15 protein-coding genes and 1 other RNA gene are annotated in these 19,448 nt (G+C 64.6%); 9 read left to right on the top strand and 7 right to left on the bottom strand.

Going from position 1 to position 19,448, the window contains the following annotated elements:
* The first annotated feature begins 1 nt into the window (after nt 1).
* From AC6I99_RS03290 to recR, 5 genes are all read left to right on the top strand, one after another.
* Nucleotides 2–916 carry a hypothetical protein gene (locus AC6I99_RS03290; RefSeq protein WP_309930173.1) on the top strand — a complete coding sequence of 305 codons (915 nt, stop codon included), beginning with the start codon at nt 2–4 and terminating at the stop codon, nt 914–916.
* 126 nt (nt 917–1,042) lie between these two features.
* Nucleotides 1,043–1,708, top strand: coding sequence for a M15 family metallopeptidase (locus tag AC6I99_RS03285; protein ID WP_497946705.1), 666 nt, complete (start codon nt 1,043–1,045; stop codon nt 1,706–1,708).
* A gap of 97 nt (nt 1,709–1,805) precedes the next feature.
* Nucleotides 1,806–1,902: signal recognition particle sRNA small type (gene ffs / locus AC6I99_RS03280), an RNA gene on the top strand.
* 34 nt (nt 1,903–1,936) lie between these two features.
* Nucleotides 1,937–4,999, top strand: a complete 3,063-nt coding sequence (locus AC6I99_RS03275) for a DNA polymerase III subunit gamma and tau (RefSeq protein ID WP_497960249.1) — start codon at nt 1,937–1,939, stop codon at nt 4,997–4,999.
* Nucleotides 5,000–5,032: 33 nt separating this feature from the next.
* Nucleotides 5,033–5,632 (top strand): recombination mediator RecR, encoded by a 600-nt coding sequence (gene recR / locus AC6I99_RS03270; RefSeq protein ID WP_216921891.1) that lies wholly within the window; start codon nt 5,033–5,035, stop codon nt 5,630–5,632.
* Here the strand turns inward: recR and AC6I99_RS03265 are convergent.
* Complete coding sequence (locus tag AC6I99_RS03265) at nt 5,586–6,710, bottom strand: hypothetical protein (protein ID WP_497960244.1); 1,125 nt, start codon at nt 6,708–6,710, stop codon at nt 5,586–5,588. The genes recR and AC6I99_RS03265 overlap by 47 nt on opposite strands.
* A gap of 199 nt (nt 6,711–6,909) precedes the next feature.
* Here AC6I99_RS03265 and AC6I99_RS03260 point away from each other — a divergent pair, with 199 nt between their 5' ends.
* Nucleotides 6,910–8,256: an aspartate kinase gene (locus AC6I99_RS03260; protein ID WP_223935722.1), complete on the top strand. Its 1,347-nt coding sequence runs from the start codon at nt 6,910–6,912 to the stop codon at nt 8,254–8,256.
* A 249-nt stretch (nt 8,257–8,505) separates the two neighbouring features.
* Here the strand turns inward: AC6I99_RS03260 and AC6I99_RS03255 are convergent, their stop codons facing one another.
* The 5 genes from AC6I99_RS03255 to AC6I99_RS03235 form a co-directional block, all read right to left on the bottom strand.
* A complete protein-coding gene (locus tag AC6I99_RS03255) occupies nt 8,506–9,723 on the bottom strand; it encodes an FAD-dependent monooxygenase (protein WP_497960243.1) in 1,218 nt (405 codons plus the stop codon).
* A 24-nt stretch (nt 9,724–9,747) separates the two neighbouring features.
* A complete protein-coding gene (locus tag AC6I99_RS03250; RefSeq protein WP_497946708.1) occupies nt 9,748–10,833 on the bottom strand; it encodes an NAD(P)H-binding protein in 1,086 nt (361 codons plus the stop codon).
* 163 nt (nt 10,834–10,996) lie between these two features.
* Nucleotides 10,997–12,010 carry an NAD(P)/FAD-dependent oxidoreductase gene (locus tag AC6I99_RS03245; RefSeq protein WP_497946709.1) on the bottom strand — a complete coding sequence of 338 codons (1,014 nt, stop codon included), beginning with the start codon at nt 12,008–12,010 and terminating at the stop codon, nt 10,997–10,999.
* Between the two features lie 7 nt (nt 12,011–12,017).
* Nucleotides 12,018–12,920 (bottom strand): alpha/beta fold hydrolase, encoded by a 903-nt coding sequence (locus AC6I99_RS03240; RefSeq protein WP_497946710.1) that lies wholly within the window; start codon nt 12,918–12,920, stop codon nt 12,018–12,020.
* A gap of 58 nt (nt 12,921–12,978) precedes the next feature.
* Nucleotides 12,979–13,794 (bottom strand): oxidoreductase, encoded by an 816-nt coding sequence (locus AC6I99_RS03235; protein ID WP_497946711.1) that lies wholly within the window; start codon nt 13,792–13,794, stop codon nt 12,979–12,981.
* Nucleotides 13,795–13,932: 138 nt separating this feature from the next.
* On the opposite strand from AC6I99_RS03235, the gene AC6I99_RS03230 reads away from it, so the two are divergent.
* Nucleotides 13,933–14,556: a TetR/AcrR family transcriptional regulator gene (locus AC6I99_RS03230; protein WP_497946712.1), complete on the top strand. Its 624-nt coding sequence runs from the start codon at nt 13,933–13,935 to the stop codon at nt 14,554–14,556.
* A 238-nt stretch (nt 14,557–14,794) separates the two neighbouring features.
* Here the strand turns inward: AC6I99_RS03230 and AC6I99_RS03225 are convergent, their stop codons facing one another.
* Entirely contained in the window at nt 14,795–15,409 is a 615-nt protein-coding gene (locus tag AC6I99_RS03225) for a TetR/AcrR family transcriptional regulator (protein ID WP_497946713.1), read from the bottom strand.
* A gap of 135 nt (nt 15,410–15,544) precedes the next feature.
* Between AC6I99_RS03225 and AC6I99_RS03220 the strand changes: the two genes are divergently transcribed.
* Both AC6I99_RS03220 and AC6I99_RS03215 read left to right on the top strand, forming a co-directional pair.
* Nucleotides 15,545–16,816, top strand: a complete 1,272-nt coding sequence (locus AC6I99_RS03220; protein ID WP_497946714.1) for an MFS transporter — start codon at nt 15,545–15,547, stop codon at nt 16,814–16,816.
* A gap of 1 nt (nt 16,817) precedes the next feature.
* Nucleotides 16,818–19,316 carry a beta-glucosidase family protein gene (locus tag AC6I99_RS03215; RefSeq protein WP_497960242.1) on the top strand — a complete coding sequence of 833 codons (2,499 nt, stop codon included), beginning with the start codon at nt 16,818–16,820 and terminating at the stop codon, nt 19,314–19,316.
* Nucleotides 19,317–19,448: the final 132 nt, after the last annotated feature.

Raw genomic sequence — 19,448 nt, 5'->3', positions numbered from 1 at the left:
CGTGGACGATAGGCAAATACCTCCCGACTCTGCCGGTTCGCTGGACGGGTCAGACGAAGAAAGCCGGGCCGCGGAAAGAATCTTTGAACGCCTCCAGGCCTTGGAGCCGCTCTGCGATCGAAGAATGGACGTTGGCGGCGTCGAGAACGGTTCGCCCCTTCACCAGTTGGATGACCTTTTCAGTTCCTCCCGCAGCGTCAGCCACCTGCTGACCCAGTCCCTCGTGGCCGCCATGGATAATCTGCAGGCGCTCCGCCGCCTCTTGTTCATCGAGGCGCCCGACGGAAACATCTATTTCCGCACCCAGACCCATGCACCGTACGCATTGGTACGCACCATCATGGAGTGCACTGCCACAGTGCTGTGGGCGCTTCTGCCGGAAAGCTCCGATGAACGCGCGCGGCGGGGCCTGGTACTCGTGTCCCGGGAAGTGTTCAACGCCGCCGCGTTCTGGGACTCCTACCTTCGGGAGTTCCATCCGGAACGGCACGAGGTCGCGGCGGATTACTTTGACGGCCTCCGCCGGGCGCTGAACTCATCGGCTGAAGCCTTGCGGCTGCCCCCAATGTTTCGGCGGAAAGGCGATGGAAGCTGGGGGTATGCCACCAAGAACCGTACGGAGACAGCGATCCTCAAGGAGTTGCGTTCGAGCAGCAGCCTGCCTCCCGGGCTGATCTATGCCTGGCAGTTCTGTAGCGGCTACTCCCACGGGCTGGAGTGGACAACCGCCGAAAGAAGCGGTTACGACGTCGCAAGCAGCCTCGCCGAAGACGATGCGTTCCAGGCCGAAGGAATGGAACAACTCCGGCGCATGTGCGACGTAGCGTTCGATCTGATACCCCAGGCGTGGGAAGTCTTCGATGTCCGGCGCCGCAGCGGACCATTCTTAAATCCCGGGGAACCACTTTTGGACTGAAGAACCGTCCTTGGATTGAAGAGCTGACAGGACTTGAAAGTCAAGATTGTCGGACCTCCGGACCGGGAGTACAGTCACCCCATCGCTGGACACACTTGACCGGACGCACATGACTTGGAGGACCACATGAAGCTGCGTCAATTCTGGTTGGGGATCGCTGCGACACTGCTGTCCTTGGGGCTCCTGTCCCCGCAGGCTGCCGTCGCGGTCCAATACGACATCGACTCGGCCAACAGTCTGCAGGTTGTGGTTAACAAACACCGGATGCTGAATCCGCCGAGCTATGTCCCGTCGTCACTTACGCGGGTTTCAACTGAACGGCTGCGCCCGGAGGCTGCAACCGCATACAACTCGTTCGTGAAGGCAGCCAAAGCGTCAGGGGTCAACATCCGGGCCACCAGCGGATACCGCTCTTACTCGCAACAACAGAGTCTCTATGCCGACTACGTCGCGCAATACGGCCAGGAGACCGCAGATACCTTGGCTGCACGCGCCGGCTACAGCGAACACCAGACCGGCCTGGCCATGGACATCGGAAACGCCAGCGGCATATGTGCTCTGCAAGCTTGCTTCGCCGATACACCGGTGGGTCGTTTCGCGGCCACGGACGGCTGGAAATACGGGTTCATCATCAGGTACCCGGCCGGGGCGCAGGACATCACAGGCTATGAATATGAGCCGTGGCATCTGCGGTTCGTCGGCGTGGCGATCGCCACAGACATGAAATCCAAGGGAATTACCACGCTGGAGCGATATTTCGGGCTGGAGGACGCGCCTGACTACCTGCCTTAACTCCCGCCGGAATCGGGCGGGAGCCACCCGCCGTCGAGCGTTTTCCACAGCCCCCTGCGCCGATTCGAACCAATAACCAAGTTCAGGTAAGCTTGTCGACGGCCCCTCATGTGGCGTCATCCTGTTGAACTCCCCCAGGACCGGAAGGTAGCAAGGGTAGATGGGCTCTGGCGGGTGCATGAGGGGTCTCTTATTTAAAATGTCAGTCCCTATAGGTAGGTTTCACTTGTGACTGTTACAACTGCCCTGTATCGAAGGTATCGCCCGGACTCTTTCGCGGACGTTATCGGGCAGGAACACGTCACCGAGCCCCTGATGACGGCCCTGCGGAAGAACCGCGTGAACCACGCCTACCTCTTCTCCGGCCCCCGCGGCTGCGGCAAGACCACGTCCGCGCGCATCCTTGCACGCTGCCTGAACTGCGCCGAAGGCCCCACTGACACGCCTTGCGGCAAGTGCCCCAGTTGTATCGAGCTCGCGCGCGGCGGCTCCGGCTCACTGGACGTCATCGAGATCGACGCCGCCAGCCATGGTGGCGTGGACGACGCCCGAGATCTCCGCGAGCGCGCAACGTTCGCCCCGGTGCGGGACCGCTACAAGATCTTCATCATCGACGAAGCCCACATGGTCACGTCGGCTGGCTTCAATGCGCTCCTGAAGATCGTCGAAGAGCCGCCGGAACACATCAAGTTCATCTTTGCCACTACGGAGCCGGATAAAGTCATCGGCACCATCCGTTCCCGCACGCACCACTACCCCTTCCGGCTGGTGCCGCCCGAGCCTCTCATCAAGTACCTTGAGCTGCTGTGCCACCAGGAGAACGTTCCCGTGGCTCCAGGCGTGCTTTCGCTCGTCATCCGTGCCGGCGGCGGTTCCGTCCGCGATACCTTGTCCGTGCTGGACCAGCTCATGGCGGGCGCCGGACCCAACGGCCTGGACTACGAACTCGCCGTTGCGCTTCTCGGCTACACGCACGCTTCCTTGCTGGACGACGTCGTGGACGCCGTCGCAGCCGCTGATGCCTCAACGGTCTTCCGCGCCGTCGACCGCGTCATCCAGACCGGGCACGATCCCCGGCGCTTCGTGGAAGACCTCCTGGAACGCTTCCGGGACCTCATCATCGTCCAGGCAATGCCCGAAAGCGCACAGGCCATCCTCCGCGGCGTGCCCGAGGACCAGATTGCCCGGATGCGCAACCAAGCTACCAACCTGGGTGCCGCGGAGCTCTCCCGCGCGGCGGATGTCACCAACACAGCGCTCACGGAAATGACCGGAGCCACCTCCCCGCGGCTGCACTTGGAACTTCTCTGTGCGCGCATCCTGCTGCCCAGCTCCGAGCAGACAGAACGCGGCATTGCAGCCCGGATCGATCGCGTGGAGCGTCGCCTGAATTACGCCGGCGACGCCGGGATCCCGGCTGCCGCTTCTGGCGCGCCTTCCGCCACGGCTTCTTCATCGGCGGCTGCGTCAGGGGCCCAGGCTGCCCCTCCACAGGCGCCCGTTGCCGCACCAGTTCAGGCACCCGCACCTGCGCCTGCGCAGGAAACGTCGTCAACACCTGTGTCGCGGGAGCCACTCTCCGCTCCGCGCGTCTCAACGAACGACTGGCCGGTGGACGAGCCGACGCCTACACAGCGTCCCGTCCAGAATGCTCCCTCGACGAAGCCAGCCGCTGCCACGGCCCCTCCCGCCGTACAACCGGCTCCGCAAAGTGCACCCGCCCCGCAGACCGCACCCGGTTCCCAACCGGCCCCGACATCACAGCCGGCTCCTGCCGCTGGCGGAGACGTCGAAGCCCTCCGTCGCGCGTGGCCGGAGGTCCTGCAGACGCTGACCAAGATCAAGCGCAGCACGTGGGCCTTGGTGGAACCGAATGCCCAGGTGGCCCAGTTCGATGGCCAGGTGCTAACACTCGCCTTCACCACCGCGGGCCTCGCTGGGGCCTTTGGGCGCGCGGATCACTCCGAGAACCTTCGCCAGGCAATCCACAAGACCATCGGCATCGACTGCCAGATCGTCGCAGTGGCTGGCGGCAACAGCTCAGCGAGCTCTGAGCCAAACCCAAAAGCACCTACTAGCCGGGAGGTTCCGGCGCCGCCTGGCGCCGCATCGCCGTCGGCGGCCCCGGATCCAGTAGCAGTCCAGGTACCAGTGCCAGCCCAGGAACGGGTGCCAGCGCACGTGCCTAGCGCTGTTTCATCGGTCGACTCTGCCTGGGGCTTGGCACCGGCTGCCCCCGTGGCAGCGGCGCCGGCTCCGGCCAGGCCGGAGGCAGCAGCGCCAATTGCGGATGCCCCGGCTCCCGCAGAACCGACGGCGTCGGCGGCTCCACCCGAACCCACGGCGCCAACGGCTCCCGCAGAACCCACGGCGCCGGCTGGGGACTACTCCTACGCCGACGATGATTGGGGGCCTCCCCTCGACGAAGATGCGCCGCCGTTGGACGAAGAACCTCCGATGGATTGGGAACCGTCCCGCGCCTTTTCCGGTCCGGACACCCCTCCGGCACCGGCGTCACCGACACCTGCTTCGCAGGCACCAGCTTCCCCTGCACGGGGGATTCCGTCAGCGCCATCGCAGCCAACACCTGCGCAGGAAGCCCCTCGATCGGCCGCCAACACAGCTGGTAAATCCTCAGAAACGGTGGGTTCCGTCGACCCTTGGTCCAGGGCAGTGGAACAAGCGCCGGGTACATGGGTGGTGGGCACCGAATCCAATGTGGGTGCCAAGCAACAGACTCCCATCGAGGCTGATACTGACGTGTCGAAGGTCCGCGACTACGAACCGGCGGCCGCGCAGGTCCCGGCGAACGGCGGCACAGCCCTTGAAACACCGGCGGAGGCGGCAGCCCCGAGCTACGGCCACCCGACCAGCGGCGGGCAAAACGGATCGTCGGGCTGGGACGTCGCTCCGGCGTCGGGTTGGCCCGGCACCATGCCAGTCCAGGCGTCCGCCCCGGCGCCTGCTGCGTGGCCCACCACAGCCACGGAAACCCAGCATGCGGGCGGCTCCGTCGCGACGCTTGAGGAGGGCGCACCGTCGAGCGGTCCTTCGGCTCGTCAGAGCCTGTACCAGCGCTTGACCAACAGTCCCGAAGCCCAAGCCGGACGCGTGCAGGCGCCCGTGCGAACCCAAGCCCGGCCGGAGTTGGCGCCGGAGGATATCCCCAGCCCGGAGGACGAAACCATCGAGGAATCGAGGGTCTTTGGGCGTGCTGCCGTGGAGCGTATTCTGGGCGGAAAGCTGATCGAAGAGCGCGCCTTGGACGGTTCTCCCCTGCAACCCCGCTGATGACAGCATCGATACCAAACAAACGAGGACATTTTGTACGAAGGCGCAGTTCAAGAGCTGATTGACGAGCTCGGCCGGCTTCCCGGTGTGGGCCCGAAATCGGCACAGCGACTGGCGTTCCACATCCTTGAGGCCGATCCCGAGGACATGAAGCGGCTCGTTACGGCCATCACCACGGTGAAGGAACGGGTTAAGTTCTGCACGGTGTGTGGCAACGTCACCGAGCAGGAAATGTGCAACATCTGTCGCGATCCGAGGCGGGATCCGTCGGTCATTTGCGTGGTTGAGGAGTCCAAGGACGTTCTTGCTGTGGAGCGCACCCGTTCGTTCCGTGGCCGGTATCACGTGCTGGGCGGAGCCATCAATCCCATCGCGGGCATTGGCCCGGAGCAGTTGCGGATCCGCGAACTCCTCACACGCCTCAACGACGGCGCCATCCAGGAAATCATCATCGCTACGGATCCCAACCTTGAGGGTGAGGCCACTGCTACCTATTTGGCCCGCATGCTCAAATCGATCGGGATCACCGTCACGCGGTTGGCTTCCGGCCTGCCAGTGGGTGGGGACCTTGAGTACGCCGACGAAGTCACGCTTGGCCGGGCGTTTGAGGGCCGCCGGAACGCGCTGACGTAAGGCGGCGCGTGGACAACCAGCGTCCCGGCAAGAGCACCAAGGCAGCAACCACTGCCTGAATCACGAGGCCAGTGAGGGCGACGGGCACCGAAGGCGCCAGCTGATCACTCGATTCCCCTCCGATACAGGGAATATCACGGCCCGGTCCATCGGCGGCCCACTGCAAGCCGGACAACACCCATGCCAGTTCATGCTCCTTGGGGAGCGCCTCCGCGGCGACGCTGCCGAAGAGCAGGATCGGATTGGACGCTGCCAGCCAAACCACCCGCTCTGTATGCGCCACTTCCACGGGCCGGAGACGCCCAACACACTCGTATGCTGTGATCCGTCCGTTGTCGTCCCGCTCCACGTTGACGGGCACCGACGCCTGGTCCATCACAGTCGTCCATGGAATCAACGCGATGGTAGCCGCTACATTGCCCAGGCACAGGAACGCCACCAGCGCCGCAGCCAAGGCAACACCTGCCGCCGTTCGGCCTGAGCAGGCGCGGGCACCTGCGCCTATGAGTCCAAACAACACAATCTCAAGGACAACAACCACGACGCCGGCACCCGCCAAGGCGATCGGCCCGCCAACGGCCGTGCCCACCGTGAGCAGCAGGATGCCGGACGGCACCGCGAAGACCGCCCCGCGGAAGACTCCGGCGAACAGCCCGCCAAGGAATGTTCGAGCCTTTTGATGGAAGCCCCATACTGCCCCGAGGACAGCAGAAACAACTGCCATCAATCCGGCCATCAGTATGTACGTGGCGCTTGGGAGGCTGGATTCAAACCATCCGTTGGCTTCGCCGAATGCCACCACAGCTGCGGCCGTCGCCCAGGCCAGCAGGAGCCCGGACGCGCAGGCCAACCAGAACCACCAGGATTGCAAGGACATGCGGCAGTCATCCCAGGCCTCCCGCACAGCGGCTCCAAGAATGTCGGCGATCCCAGGTTGGTGGTCCAGCCTGTGTTCACTCCCCGCGGTTCCGTCACGCCGCGGAAACCGGTCGTCGATAACGCCGCCGCCGATCACTTCGTATTCCGATTCGCTGCGCGCCGGCCCGGGATCGTCCGGTGGCTCAGGAACCCTGGCCATGGCACCACGCAATGCTCATAAGAGGGATCGTACGCCCGGGGGCCTGCTGCCGAAACTGACTGCGTGGCCGCCATGTGGTCACAATTCCTGCGGGGACACAACACGGCGATAAACTGGCCGAATAAGCTACGCAGGCGTGTCCCAATTTCGAATTTGGCATGCCTCGTTCGAACCCTATTGATGCAGTGAGGGTGCGCGCATGACTATGCCCACTACCGAAGTGAAGATCGAAGAGCTCTCCGACGGAGCTGCCATTACCAAGCAGCTGATCGTTCAGAAGTTCGGCGGTTCCTCGGTTGCCGATGCTGATGGCATCAAGCGGGTCGCTCAGCGTGTTGTGGATGCGCAGAAGGCCGGCAACGAGGTTGTGGTTGTTGTTTCCGCCATGGGAGACACCACAGATGAACTCCTGGACCTCGCGGGCCAGGTCACGGACTCCGCTCCTGCCCGCGAAATGGACATGCTCCTTTCCGCCGGAGAGCGAATTTCCATGGCACTGCTTGCCATGGCCATCAACAAGTTTGGCGCCTCCGCCCAGTCCTTCACGGGCTCCCAGGCAGGCATGATTACCGACGGCATCCACGGCAAGGCCCGGATTATTGATGTGGACCCGCACCGCATCCGCACCGCCCTGGACAAAGGACACATTGCGATCGTGGCGGGCTTCCAGGGCATGAGCCGCAGCACCAACGAGATCACAACGCTGGGTCGTGGCGGCTCGGACACGACGGCTGTTGCCTTGGCTGCAGCGCTCGAAGCCGATGTGTGCGAAATTTACACCGACGTGGACGGCATCTACACGGCCGATCCCCGTGTTGTGTCATCGGCCCAGAAGATCGACCGCATCTCCAGCGAGGAAATGCTGGAACTTGCTGCTTCCGGCGCCAAGATCCTGCACCTGCGGTGCGTGGAGTACGCCCGCCGTTTCGGCGTGCCGCTGCACGTCCGTTCGTCATTCAGCCAGCACGAAGGCACGTGGGTCATCCCGGGCGCCGATGAAAAGTTCACGATTCAAGAGGGAGTTGCCTTGGAGCAGCCAATCATCTCCGGCGTTGCACACGACCGGTCCGAAGCCAAGGTCACCGTTGTAGGCGTGCCGGACATTCCGGGCAAGGCCGCTGCGATCTTCCAGGTGATCGCGGACGCGCACTCGAACATCGACATGATCGTGCAGAACGTGTCCACCCACGGCACGGGCCGCACTGATATCTCGTTCACGCTCCCAATCGTCGAAGGCGCCGACGCCCTGGCCGCCCTTCGTGCAGCTGAAGGCCAAATCGGCTTCGAGAGCATCGAGTACAACGAGCACGTTGGCAAGCTGTCCCTGATCGGCGCGGGAATGCGTTCACACCCCGGCGTTTCGGCCACGTTCTTCAAGGCCCTCTCCGACGCCGGCATCAACATCGACATGATCTCCACCTCGGAAATCCGCATCTCCGTAGTCACCAGCGCTGACAAGCTGGACGACGCCGTCCGCGCCATCCACGCCGCTTTCGAGCTCGACGGCGATGCCGAAGCTACCGTTTACGGCGGCACAGGGCGCTAGGGCCGCCACTTTACCGGTCAGCGACCGGCTCTTCTGAGAAGGCTCCGTCCCCACTTGGGACGGAGCCTTCTTTGGGTGGCAGTATGCCCGTGATCAACAAGTGCTGTTGGCGGGCATATGTCTCTCTAGGTGGTCCTGCCTGACGGCTCGACGATATAACCACACGGGATTGCCGAAGCGGCGACCAGACGGCGCGGCAGCAACCACAATCACGACCTCGTTCTCCCGCTCGTATTCGAGGAACTCCAGTTACGCTGCAGCGGCGGCGATATCCAGACTTTTCATCCGTACGCCCGCGCTGTTGGTCCTTATCTTGGCGAGCAGCCGGCCGGCGATCGGCAGGCGGGCGAGGCGGATCATCGCGGACCGAAGCAGCAATTCGGCGCGGTTGCCTGGGGTGAAGAAGCTGCGCATGCTCACACCGCTGCCGAGGTGGTGGTCGACGAACGGGCGCAGGTGGTCCTCCCAGTCCTGAAGGGCCCGTGGCACGTCGTGCGGGTGGCGTTCGAGCATGGTGCCGAGCAGGTCGGCCCCGGCCAGGCCGGTGGATGCCCCCATGCCGGAGTAAACGGTCAGGCACCACGCGGCGTCGCCGACGAGCACGACTCGGCCGCGGTGCCAGTGGTCGAGGTGCACCTGCTCGGCGGAGTCGAACAGGTGATCGGGGGCCTTCTCGAACTGGTCGAGCAGCCAACCGAGCGTGGAGCCGGTGGGCTCGGGGCCGTAAGCGGCGCGCAGCGAGTCGATGGCTGGCCGGGTGAACTCGGCGTCCACGTCGTCGGTGCGGTAGGAGAGCAGCACCGTCGGCGGGCGGTCAGCGAACGGGAACACCCACGCTGATCGACCCTGCTCGGCCAGGATCAGTCCGTCTTGTTGACGGTAGCCGGGTACCGCCTCGGGCAGGCTGTACGCGGCGATCATGTAGTTCAGTGGACGGATCGGGCTCTGCTCGGGTTCGAACGCAAGCCGGCGCACCGTCGAGCGCAGTCCGTCTGCCCCCACCACCAGGTCGAACCGTTCGACGATCGTCGTCTCCGTCGTCAGGTTGCGGATCTCTACATCCACCCCGTCGATGTACTGGTCCAGCGCGATCGGCACGGTCGAGTACCGGATCTCCACTTCGTCGGGCAGGGCGGTGAAGGCCGCGTCTTCAATGTCGCCCCGCAATACGAGTCGAGATCCACCGAACACGTCGGCGTAGCTTAGACCGCGGCGGCGCCGGTCCGTGCGGTCGACTTCGTAGCTCACGGCTTCCGGAGCGACGCGATTCGGCACGGCATCGGCGATGCCCAGTCGTTCGGCGGCGGCGAGCCCGGTTCCGAACAGGGCGATGAAGTATCCGCCGCGGCGCCGCTCGGGGGCCTTCTCCAGCACCACCACGTCCCAGCCCGCGCGATGAAGTCGCAGCGCGGAGGCGGTCCCGCTGATCCCGAGGCCGACCACCAGGGCCCGCTGTCGTTTTGTCATGTTCTTGTCCATGGGATTGGGCGCTCAGTGGCTCGGGACAGACGCCAGCTGGCGCAGGTTGGTGTTGTTCTGCAGTGCCCATCGCAGGGTCCGCGGTGGGCGCCCGAGCAGGGTTTCCAGCTGGTCGGAGAGGACGTCGTATCGACCGCTGGCGATCAGCCGGGTCTGGATCCCCAGGTGCTCAGCCACGTGCCGGGCCGTAGCCGGATCGCCCAGGGACTCCTGCAGGACGGTCTCGTCCATGAAGGCCTCATTCCAAGCCTCCAGCTCCTCAGGGATGTAGACGATCTGGCGTCCCAGCGCGGCTGCGTAGTCCTCAGCGAAACCGTGCATGTCCTTCAGCTCCGGGCCGGTGAGTTCGTAGGACTTCGAGATGTGCGGTGCGGGGTCGAGCAGCATCTTCACGGACACCTCTGCCAAGTCGTGAACGGCAATGGGTGCGAGCCGCTGGTTGCCGAAGGGCAGGCGCAGCTCACCCTTGCTCAGCGGGCCCAGCAGCATCCAGGTCAGATGGGGGTTCTCGGCGAACAGGGTCGAGCGCACGTTGATGGTCGGGAGGCCGGACCATTCCAGCACCCGCTCGCAGATCCAGTGCGCCCGCTGCTGCGGTGACCAGTCCGTGACCAGTCCGCCGAGCCAGGAACGCCGCTCCTCTTCCGGTGCGGTCATCTTCTCGAGCGTCATGTATGACTGCTCGTAGTTGGACAAGTGCACGAAGGCCTCGATGTTGCCCTGGGCTCGCGCCGCCGCGGCCATCAAAGTGAGGGCGTCAGCGTAGTTTGGCTGCGGGGTCATGCTGAAGTAAATGCGCTTGACACCCTTCAGCGCTGCGGCCACGTCCGCGGGTTTGAGCAGGTCGCCGACGAAGACGTCGGCCCCGGCCTCGCGCAGCGACTGGGCCCGTTGGTCGTCCCGTCGCACGAACGCGCGCACCGGGTGGCCCTGTTCGAGCAGCATGTCGACCATCAACCTGCTCACGCCGCCGACCTGTCCGCCGGCGCCGGTGATCAGAATGGGATTGCGTTCCGTCATTTGTGTGTTCTCCATCAGGTTGGGTGAGTTGTAGTCAGAGGATGGGTTCAGGTGCGCGCTGGCGTCGATTGCGTCCATCGGCGGAAGACCGGGCTGAGGGCCCTGCCGGGGAAACGCGATGACACCGCGGGACTGCGCCGGGTCGGGAAGGGGCTGGAGTACGCGCGGATCCAGGTCGGCGTGGCGATCTCCGGTCGGGCGACGTGTTCCAGATCAATGGTGGGTTTCGACGCCGGCGCGTTCAGACATAGGGTGTCGGAATCGGTCCAGCCGCGTGCAGTGCCGCGTCGGTATCCGCTATGGCCAGCATCCTGTTGATGTCGGCCCCGGCCAGTGCGCCGGCCGCGGCGGAGGCCCCGACCTGGGCGGTCAGATCGGTGGCGTTGCCGGCCACCCACACACCCGGCACTTCGGTGATGCCGGCCGTGCCGGAGGCGAAACTGCGGCCCTTGTTCGGCAGGTCCTGCACGGGCAGGTGCAGACCTTCCAGGCCTTGGGCGCGGATCTGCAGCTGCGCGAGGACTGCGATGACGCGGCGGGCAATGACCTGGCCGTCGGTGAGGCGCACGCCGGCGAGGGCGCCGTCGTCGTCGTTGACGATCTCGGTGACCGGGGTGTCGATGACGCGGATGCCGCGGGCGGCGAAGCGGGCGCGGTTGTCCTCGTCCAGGTCGGTGCCGTGCGTGAAGTAGGTCAGGTCCGCGGTCAGCTGACGGTACAGATACGCGTGGGCGATGGAGACCGGGCCGGTGGCGAGGATACCGATGGGTTCGTCGCGGACCTCCCAGCCGTGGCAGTACGGGCAGTGCAGCACGCTGTGCCCCCAGTGCTCGGCGAGCCCGGGCACGTCCGGCAGAACGTCGGTGAGGCCGGTGGCCACGAGGATGCGGCGGGCGGTGATGCTGCGGCCGTCGGCGAGGGTGATGGTGAACCGCAAATCCCCGTCAGCTGAGGGGGCGGCAGGCTCGGCCGAGACTACCGTGCCGAGGACGATGCGTCCGCCGTAGTGGCGCACGTGCTCAAGTCCTCGTCGAAGGATCTCGGACGGCGGGGTGCTGTCCAGGGCGAGGAGGCCGTGCACGGCTTCGGCTGGCGCGTTGCGGGGGTAGCCGCTGTCGATCACGACGACCGAGCGGCGGGAGCGGGCGAGGATCAGAGCGCCGTTCAGTCCTGCGGCGCCGCCTCCGATCACCACCGTGTCGATAGTGCCTTCGGCCAGTTCGTCACTCGTGAATGGAGGAGTCGTCTCAGTCATGGTTTGGTCAGCCTTTCGGGTTCTGGACGGCCATTGGGTTGGTTTCGCGGCGAGGGTCAGGTGAGCCACTTGCCACCCATGTCGTGATCCGTTCCGCGATCGCTTCGGGGGCTTCGATGTGCAGGAAGTGGCCGAGGTTGGGGACGATGTCGCGCACGTGCGGTGCGGCGTATCGATGCCGGTCGTCGACGTTCGGGGGGAGGATGCAGTCGTCGTCTGCGCCGTGGATGTGCAGCAGGGGCACCGTGATGGGGTGGGAGAGGCGGCGTGCAGCCTTCAGCATGCCCAGGCGGGTCATCTCCCGGTAGTACTTGAGGGGCGCGGGAAAGCTCGCTCCGAGGTGCTCGTGTAGCTCCGCTTGGAGAGCCGGGTCGAGGGTCAGGTTTGGTGACCATTGACGCCAGAGGCGGTCGATGAGGGCGAAGTCGCGGGCTCGGGCGATCATGCCGCTTCCGGGAAGCTGGAAGAAGGCCATGTACCAGCTCCGGCGGAGTTGGGCGGGGCGGGGCCGGCCGATGAATGTGAGGGGGTGGGGGATAGCGAGCGTGACTGCGCGTTTGATGCGCTCCGGCGCGGTGACGGTGGTGTCGTACGTGATGAAGGCGCCCCAGTCGTGGCCAATGAGGTCCACCTGGCGCTGGGGAGACCACTGCTCGATCAGCGCGACCACGTCGCCGGTGAGGGATGCGAAATCGAATGGACCCGCGGTCGGGGACGGGGCGTAACCGCGAAGCCAGGGCGCGAGGACGTAGCGACCCTGGCGGCCGAGTTCGGCGAGGAACGCCTTCGCCGTTGGCGGGTGGTCCGGGAATCCGTGCAGGAAGATCGTTGGTTGACCTGTGGGGTCACCGCCCTGCAGAGCGTGAAAAGTGCCATGCGGCAAGTCGAAAGTGACGTGTTCGAAGTCCATGCGTGTTGAGCCTGTTTCGAGGTTGGGCGGACGAGAGATGCTGGTGCTGGCCTCGGCGTCAGCCGGCCAGTTGGTTGAGCTTGCGGATCTGTTTGTCGAAGGTGCGCGAGGGCACGAACCGGCGCAGGACGCTGACGCGTCCGGCCATCGAGCCGGCGGTGTACCTGGGTGTGGGCTTGGAGTCCGTGGCGGCAGCGACGATCACTTTTGCGACAACATCGGGGTCATCGGCGGTACGTAAGGCGGTGGCCAGTACGTCTCGGGAGACCTCCCGCTGTGCGGAGTAGACCGGCAAGGGTGAGTCCGGTGCCAGGCTGCTCGCCTCGAAACCCGTGCTTGTAAAGGCCGGCTCGACCAGCAGCACCCGGACGCCGTGCTCGCGAAGCTCGTGGTCGACGGACTCCGAGTAGCCCTCGACTGCATGCTTGGTGGCGGCATAGATGGCCATGAAGGGGGCTGGGATCAGACCGAGTACCGAGGAGACGTTGACCACACGGCCACTGCCCTTGGCCCGCATGTGGGGCAGCACGGCGTTTGTCATCCGCATCAAGCCGAAGACGTTGATGTCGAAGACCTCCTTGGTCTGGTTGATCGAGCTTTCCTCGCCGGCGCCGACTGCGCCCACGCCTGCGTTGTTGACCAGGACGTCGATCCGACCAAACCGCTCGATCACCTTCTCGACCAGGGAATGGACCGATTCGTCGCTGGCTACATCGAGATCGAGGAACGACACCCCGGCAAGCGGGCGGGCGTTCGCGGCGTTGCGGCTCGTACCGACCACTGAGAAGCCGGCGTCTACGAGGGCGCGAGCTGCTGCCCGCCCGATTCCTGAGGAAGCGCCCGTCACGAGGGCCACCGGGGAAGCTGTCTGCATGTTGGTTCCTTCGGCTATAGGCGTGACTTCGCCGCGCCAGATATGGGGAGTCAGACATTTGTGTACTGAACAGTCAACAACGCTAGGTGGTTCTGTACTGATTTGTCAATTACGACCTTTCGGCTCTATCTTGTATGTATGGCGAGACCACGAACCTTCGACCGCGACCACGTTCTCCATGCCGCCGAGCGGCAATTTCGCGAGTCGGGCTACAACGGCACGAGCGTGGACGACATCAGCGCAGCCACCGGGCTGGGCCGCGGCAGTCTCTATGCCGCTTTCGACGGTAAACACGGTGTGCTGGTGCAAGCGATGGCCGGATACTTCAACCGGTTGGGAAACGTTCCGGCGAAGGTTCTCGCCGGCCCGGACGAGGGCGCACTCGAACGGCTCCACAGCTACCTGCTCCGCGCCGTCCACGGGGTGCCTCTAGCCGACGATGTGCCCCCAGCTTCCGACCGGGCGGCGGCTGCGTGCTTCGCGGGCAAGATGGCTCTGGAGATCGGCGCCTCAGACGCCGAGGTGCAGCGCATTGCTGCCGAATGTTTCTCTATGCTCGTGACGGCGGTGGCCGAGTGTGTGCGCGCGGCGCAGCGCAACGGAGACATCGACCCGGATGCCGATGCTGAAGATCTGGCATTCCTCGTGCTAACCGTGATCCGCGGGACAGATGTCGTCGGTGCGTACGGCCACAGTCCCGACCGCTTGACCCGGATTGCCGAGAGCGCGTTCGCGTTGTTGCCACGCGTGAGCCGCCGCTGAGGAGGGCGCAGCCGAGCGGCTGAACGCAAGCCGGATCTGCGGATGCTCCCGGGGACACGCCGTCATTGCGCGCCAGGCACTACGAAAAGCAGTTGCGATGGCAGGAAATGATGGCCCCGGAGATCATACGGCGACTCGGGGCCAGCCCTGACCTGCCGGAGGATCCGCCGCGAAATGTTCCGGTCGCGGCCGCCCTCGCCTTCGATCCGGTACACTGACGCCCCGGTCCTTCCTTGCGTTAGCCGTTGCCGCGTTCACCTTTGCCGCGCTGCACCGGCGCCAGCAGGACGTCAATAAGCTGCCTGAGCCCATCAGCCATGTCCACGTCTTTGTCATAGAGCCACTGCAACTGCAGGCCATCGAACGCCGCGACAACCAACCTGGAGAGAAGGACCGCGTCAACGTCGCTCCGGACTTCACCGGCTTGCTGCCGGCGGGCGATGTCTTCAGTAAGGCCTTGCACCAAGTCCTCGTAACGCTCTTTGAAGTAGCCGTGGGAGTCATGTCCGGGATCATTGGCTGTGGCCGACGCGACAGCGTACAGGGTGGTCAGCCCTGGCTCGTGCCGGTTCCGCTCGGCGATCGGCGCCATGAGGCCAAGCCCCGCTTCCTCTTGCCCGACCACTGACATGGACCGCCGGTCACGCTCCGCCAGGACTGCAGTGAGGAGTTCCTGCTTGCCCTTGAAGTAGTGGAAGAGGGTGGCTTCCTTGACCCCCACGAGTTCCGCCACGCGCTTAAGAGCAGTCCCTTCGAAACCTTCGGTCGCAAAGACGTCCGTCGCCGTTTGGATGATCTGTTCGCGGCGTTCCGCACCCTTCGCGTATTGCCCGCGGGCCTTGGAAGTTGACATTGAGTCAGTCTATTTCACGCATCAAAAATCGAGTCATCCTAGATTTATCTCTCAAAAATCTAGTCACACTCGATTTTTGTCGCTAAAGTCTTTCTCGAGACCCAACGGTGGGTCACCCGTTCATCAGGAGGCAATGTGGCCCTCAACCTCAAACAACAGGCGCCGGCGGCCGGCACCGAAGCCGCAGTCGTCGAAGCGGCCCGCGCTCCCCGCGCCTACGTCATCGGCATGCCAATCGCCAGCGCAGGTCTTTGGATGGCCGTGCTGGCCCCCGCGCTGGTGGTTTTGGCCATCAAGGTCTCGGAAATCACCACCCCGGACACCCGCGCCGGAGCACTGAGCGTGGTGGCAGGCGTCGGCGCCACGATAGCCCTGCTGGCCAACCCGCTCTTCGGACGCCTGAGCGACCGCACAACCTCCCGCTTCGGAATGCGCAAGCCCTGGATCGTCGGCGGCTCACTGCTCGGGCTGGCATCACTCTTCCTGCTGGGGTCGGCCGCAGATGTCGGCACGGTCCTCATCGCCTGGGTCTTAGCACAGCTGGGCTTCAACGCGGCACTGGCCGCCCTCGTAGCCACGCTCCCCGACCAAGCAGCCCCCTCCGAGCGCGGGCGCCTCTCCGGGCTGATCGGCATGACCTTGCCAATCGGGCTCGTGGCCGCTGCGTTCTTCGCGCAAATGTTCGACAACGCCTTGCAGATGGCCGTGGTCCCCGGCGTCGTGGGAACCGCCGTCGCAATCGCTTTCGCCTTCACGTTCAAGGACCGCGTCCTCACCGAGAAGCCGGCGCCACTGAACCTCAAAGAGATCCTGGGTTCGTTCTACTTCAACCCGCGCACCTACCCGGGCCTTGGCTGGGCCTGGCTCACCAAGTTCATGGTCTACATGGGCTACTGCGCAGGGCTCCTGTACTTGCCGTACTTCTTCGCGGACCACCTCCACGTTGCAGAATCCCAGGTCACCAGCCTCGTGTTCCAAGCGACACTGGTGAGCTCTGCCGGCACTGTCATCACCAGCCTCGCAGGCGGTTGGATCAGCGACCGCGTCGGCAAGCGCAAGGGCATGGTGATCATCTCCGCCCTGGTGATGATGGTGGGGCTGATCGTCATCGCTACCAGCACCGACACCGGTCAGGTCCTGGCAGGCCAAGCCATCCTGGGCCTCGGGCTCGGAGTCTTCAGCGCAGTGGACGTCGCCCTCATCGCCGACCTGCTCCCCGGCAGCCAGACCGAGAACGCCAAGACCTTCGGTGTCTTCAACATCGCACAGGCCCTCCCGCAGTCGCTCGTACCCGCCGTTGCCTTCCCTGTCATTGCCATTGGGGGTTACCCCGCATTGTTCCTCGGTGGCGCTGTGATCGGCATCGTCGGTGCCGTCCTCGTAACCCGTATCAAAGGAGTCAAATAAAATGAACCCCACATTGTCGGCCGCTGTCACGGCCCCGCAGACCGGATCGCCGGACGCCGAAGAGCGCATCCGGGAACTCGCACAGAGCCTCTCCCTGGAGCAGCAGATCCAACTGCTGACGGGAGCGGACGTCTGGTCCACCCATGCCATCCCGGAAATCGGCCTCAGCCGCATCGTCATGTCCGATGGTCCGGCAGGCGTCCGCGGCGAAGACTTCGACGAGCGCCACGACTCAATCTCCCTCCCGTCGTCGTCCGCCCTGTCCGCGACATGGAGCGTGGAAACCGCACGTCGCTACGGACAGGTTCTCGGGCAGGAGGCCCGCCGCAAGGGCGTCCACGCCGTGCTCGGCCCCACCATCAACCTTCATCGTTCACCTCTGGGTGGCCGTCATTTCGAGTGCATGAGCGAGGACCCGCGGCTCACAGCAACCATGGCCGCCGGATACGTTGCCGGCGTGCAGTCCATGGGCATAGGGGCGACTCCCAAGCACTACCTGGCCAACGAGGCCGAGACGGAACGCTTCACTTCGGACTCCGTGGTGGACGAGCGCCCGTTGCGCGAGCTTTATCTGGCAGCGTTTGAAGACGCCATCACGGAGGCCCGGGCATGGCTGGTCATGAGCTCGTACAACTCCATCAACGGCACCACGGCGAGCGAAAACAAGCTGTTGGAAACCCCGCTCTCCACAGAATGGGGCTTCGACGGGGTGGTGGTTTCCGACTGGACGGGAGTGCGTTCCGTTGAGGCCGCAAATGCGCACCAGGATCTGGAAATGCCCGGGCCGGTAGGCCACTGGGGCCCCAAACTTCTGGCCGCCGTCGAGGATGGCCGCGTCAGCCGGGAGGCCATCCTGGAAAAGGTCACCCGTATCCTGCGCCTCGCTGCCCGCGTCGGCTCACTCGAAGGCTTCGAACCCGCTGTCACAGGGCTCCCCGCGAAACTGGACGGGGCCGCCGTCGCGCGTGAAGTTGCCGTCCGTGGCGCAGTGCTGGTCCGTAACGAGGGAGGCATCCTTCCACTGGATGCCGCGACGCTCAAGAGCGTAGCCGTGATCGGTCACAACGCTGAAGAGGCCAGAACGCAGGGCGGCGGGAGCGCCACGGTGATGCCCAAGTACACCGTCTCGCCCTTGGAGGGGCTGCGCAAAGCACTGCCCGACGACGTCAAAGTCACCTATGCGCGTGGCGCGAAGGTGGCCGAGGGCCTTCAGGCGTTCCCCCGGACTTCACTGCACAATCCGGTCTCCAATGTCCCTGGGATCCGCGTGACGTTCCTGGCAGAAGACGGCACGGAGCTCTCGGGCGAAGACCGCCTGGCGTCACACTTGATCTGGTTCGGCATCGGCATCCCGGAAGGCGCCGCCATCATCCGTATGGAAACCGACTGGACAGCCGATTCCGCAGGTGTCCACCACCTCGGAGTGGGCACAGTAGGGCACATCCGCCTCTCATTGGATGGAGCCGAAGTCTTCAACGACGAAATCCAGGACGACACCGATGTCCTGGGTGCCGCGCTTTTCGATCCGCCCAAGACTGTTCACGCAGTTGAGACCGCAGCCGGCCAGCTGGTGCGTATCGAAGCCGAATACCGCCTGCCCAAGGAACAGATCATCCCGTTCACGGCAATCCTGCTGGGCGAAGAAACCGTGGTGGCGGATCCTCAGGCGGAAATCGACGCCGCGGTGGAAGCCGCCCGGGCTTCAGATGTAGCTGTGGTGGTCGTCGGAACCAATGCGGCCATCGAATCCGAGGGCTTTGACCGAAAGGACCTGGACCTTCCGGGGTTCCAGAACGAACTCGTACAAGCCGTCGCCGCCGCCAACCCACGCACTGTGGTGGTGGTGAATTCGGGTTCACCTGTGGTGATGCCGTGGCTCAAGAACGTCAACGCGGTGCTGCTGGGCTGGTTCGGTGGCCAGGAGTTCGGCAACGCGATTGCAGACATCCTGCTGGGCGCAGAGGAACCTGGCGGTCGGCTTCCCACCACGTGGCCGGCAGCCTTGGAGGATGTTCCGGTCCTGAACACCACTCCCGTGGACGGCAAGGTGGTCTACTCCGAGGGAATTCATGTGGGCTACCGGGCGTGGCTCAAGCAGCAAGGCGAAGGGGGCCCTGCTCCGGCGCTGCCTTTCGGCTTCGGGCTCGGGTACACGACCTTCGAGTTCGGCACCGCCCACGCACCACAGTCGGTCACGGCCGGCAACGACGTGGTTGTGCACGTTCCGGTGAAGAACACCGGAACGCGTACGGGACGTGAAGTGGTTCAGGTCTACCTTGAGCGCACCGGTTCCGCGGTGGAACGACCGGTCCGTTGGTTGGCCGGCTACGCCGGAACGCACCTTGCTCCGGCGGGGACTGACAGCGTTGAAGTCCGCATCCCGGCAAAGGCTTTTGCGCATTACGACGGCGGCTGGCAGTTCGAGCGTGGAAGCTTCCGCCTGCTGGTGGGTCGCCATGTTGCGGACAGCTTCCAGACTCTGGACATCGAGGTGCGGTAATAATAGAGGGCAATTGGCGCGGCGTGGCGGCCTTTTTGGGCCGCCACGCACGTGGTTTTCGCCACAAGCGCCGTATCTGGGGTATGGTATGGAATTTTCATGGCATGCTGTACGTTGCATACCCGGTAACCC

It is taken from the genome of Arthrobacter sp. TmtSoilC77 (assembly GCF_059739415.1).
This window is presented reverse-complemented; position numbering and strand designations above follow the sequence as displayed.

Coding starts and splice junctions, on each gene's coding strand:
- AC6I99_RS03265 (WP_497960244.1), bottom strand. CDS start 6,710: ATGGCCAGGGTTCCTGAGCCACCGGACGATCCCGGGCCGGCGCGCAGC.
- AC6I99_RS03260 (WP_223935722.1), top strand. CDS start 6,910: ATGACTATGCCCACTACCGAAGTGAAGATCGAAGAGCTCTCCGACGGA.
- AC6I99_RS03235 (WP_497946711.1), bottom strand. CDS start 13,794: ATGCAGACAGCTTCCCCGGTGGCCCTCGTGACGGGCGCTTCCTCAGGA.
- AC6I99_RS03250 (WP_497946708.1), bottom strand. CDS start 10,833: ATGGACGCAATCGACGCCAGCGCGCACCTGAACCCATCCTCTGACTAC.
- AC6I99_RS03215 (WP_497960242.1), top strand. CDS start 16,818: ATGAACCCCACATTGTCGGCCGCTGTCACGGCCCCGCAGACCGGATCG.
- AC6I99_RS03240 (WP_497946710.1), bottom strand. CDS start 12,920: ATGGACTTCGAACACGTCACTTTCGACTTGCCGCATGGCACTTTTCAC.
- AC6I99_RS03255 (WP_497960243.1), bottom strand. CDS start 9,723: ATGACAAAACGACAGCGGGCCCTGGTGGTCGGCCTCGGGATCAGCGGG.
- AC6I99_RS03285 (WP_497946705.1), top strand. CDS start 1,043: ATGAAGCTGCGTCAATTCTGGTTGGGGATCGCTGCGACACTGCTGTCC.
- AC6I99_RS03245 (WP_497946709.1), bottom strand. CDS start 12,010: ATGACTGAGACGACTCCTCCATTCACGAGTGACGAACTGGCCGAAGGC.
- AC6I99_RS03225 (WP_497946713.1), bottom strand. CDS start 15,409: ATGTCAACTTCCAAGGCCCGCGGGCAATACGCGAAGGGTGCGGAACGC.
- AC6I99_RS03230 (WP_497946712.1), top strand. CDS start 13,933: ATGGCGAGACCACGAACCTTCGACCGCGACCACGTTCTCCATGCCGCC.